This window comes from Acinetobacter sp. YH16044 (genome assembly GCF_013417145.1).
Classification (GTDB): domain Bacteria; phylum Pseudomonadota; class Gammaproteobacteria; order Pseudomonadales; family Moraxellaceae; genus Acinetobacter; species Acinetobacter amyesii.
Genome location: NZ_VPEK01000110.1, coordinates 1 through 2,017 on the forward strand (window position 1 = coordinate 1; position 2,017 = coordinate 2,017).

A 2,017-nucleotide genomic window follows, 5' to 3' on the forward strand; every position below is an offset into this window, starting at 1 on the left:
AAGCGAGCATAAAGCTTTATGAGCGAAGCGAATCCATTCTTGTTTTTAGCGTCCTAGTGGATATTTGAAAAAACTGCCCCCAGGAATCGAGCGCAGCGAGATTCAATAGAGTTTGAGCGAAGCGAAAACATAGGGCAGTTTTAAATGCTTTTTAATTTTTTTTTGGCTTTTAATAATCTTTTAAGCTTTTAAATGCTTTTAGACACGCTGAAAGCATTGCTGTGTGCGCGTTTCAAGCTTCATTAAGTGACGTTTACCTTGCAATTAAGTGACGTTTACCTTGCAAAAAAATGAAAATTTCAAAAGATAAAGTGACGTTTACCTTGCATGTTGTGACGTTAATTATTAAAGTCACATAAACGTCTAAGAATAATAGAGTCACATAATGAGTAATTTAGTTGTTAAAGATAATGCGTTAATTAATGCGAGTTATAACCTCGATTTAGTCGAGCAAAGATTAATACTTTTAGCGATTATTGAAGCTCGTCAAAGTGGCAAGGGAATTAACGCAAATGACCCATTGATCATTCACGCTGAAAGCTACATCAATCAATTTTCGGCACATAGAAATACTGCATATCAAGCATTAAAAGATGCTTGTGATGACCTATTTGCAAGGCAATTCAGTTATCAGAGCCTTAGCGATAAGGGAAATATCCAGCACCATAAATCAAGATGGGTGAGTGAAGTTATTTATGTTGAGAAAGAGGCGGTTGTTAAATTAATTTTTGCCCCTGCCATCATTCCATTGATTACTCGCCTAGAAGAACAGTTTACAAAATACGATATAGAACAAGTTTCAGGGCTTACAAGTGCTTACGCTGTAAGACTTTACGAATTATTGATTGCTTGGCGTAGCACAGGTAAAACACCCATTATTGAGATACAAAAATTTAGACAAAAACTTGGTGTTCTAGATACTGAATACAAACAAATGAACGATTTTAAAAAGCGAGTTTTAGACATTGCCATAAATCAAATTAATGAAAAAACAGACATTAAAGTTAAGGTCGAACAGCACAAAACAGGTCGTGCGATTTCAGGATTTTCCTTCAAGTTTAAGCAAAAACAAACGGAAATTTCTGAAAAATCAGTATCTCCCCAACGAGATCAAAACACGCCTGACCTATTCACCAAAATGACAGATCCGCAACGCTTCCTATTCGCTCACAAGCTGTCAGAAATGCCTGAAATGAGCAAATACTCTGAGGGTACAGAATCCTTTCAAGATTTTGCGAAACGTATAGCAGACATGCTGTTAGAACCTGAAAAATTTAAAAAGTTTTATCCGCTTTTAGAAAAACTTGGCTTCGGTTCTAAGAAAAATCAATCAACAGTGAAACTGGTTGATCAAGTCAAAACCTACTCTATCGAAGATCATAAATTTATTGCATTCGACCCAAGGGGGAGCGTTCATCTTTCGAGCTGTGCTTTCAGCATTGCACGGGACAAAAGGTACAAGCACTTGAAAAAAGATAGCGAAAAAATGGCAGACTTTGAAAGCAGATTAAAAACGATGCTTCTCGATGAAAAACAACAATCTCAATTTTTTGAGATTTTGAGAGGTGAAACATCAAGGTTTAAACCTAACTAAAATCTCCTCTAAAAAAGATTTCAAAATGCCCCAACTTTTGGGGCTTATTTTTATCTTTTTCAGAGGTCGTTTTTTTGTTTCTCGGAGAGAAACGCGTAAGCGTGCATTCCCTCCTGCTGTCGGAAAATGATAAATCTCCAAACCGCTAAAAATTTTATTGTTAGCAAAGCACCAATATCGAATTTCACCCCATAGCGCAAAAACCGCCTAAAATCGCATTTAAGCGCCTTTTCTTCAAAAACAGGGAAATCTAGCCAAACAGGGCTAAAAACGCCAATAAACGCAAAATAGGAGCATTTAGACCATGAAATTGAGTGATGCCGAAAAAAATAATCGTTTGTCAGAGGTGTTTTTAAAGAAATCAGATCGAGAATATTACGATTTAGAAATCACTGAAGATCATCAAAAACTTTATGATCAGTA

The 2,017-nt window shown here is 36.1% G+C and carries 1 pseudogene; it reads left to right on the plus strand.

The window, feature by feature from the left end:
* Window positions 1–385: 385 nt before the first annotated feature.
* Window positions 386–1,321 (plus strand): annotated as a pseudogene (repM, locus tag FTV38_RS17235) (replication initiation protein RepM); the annotation flags it as partial.
* Window positions 1,322–2,017 lie beyond the last annotated feature (696 nt).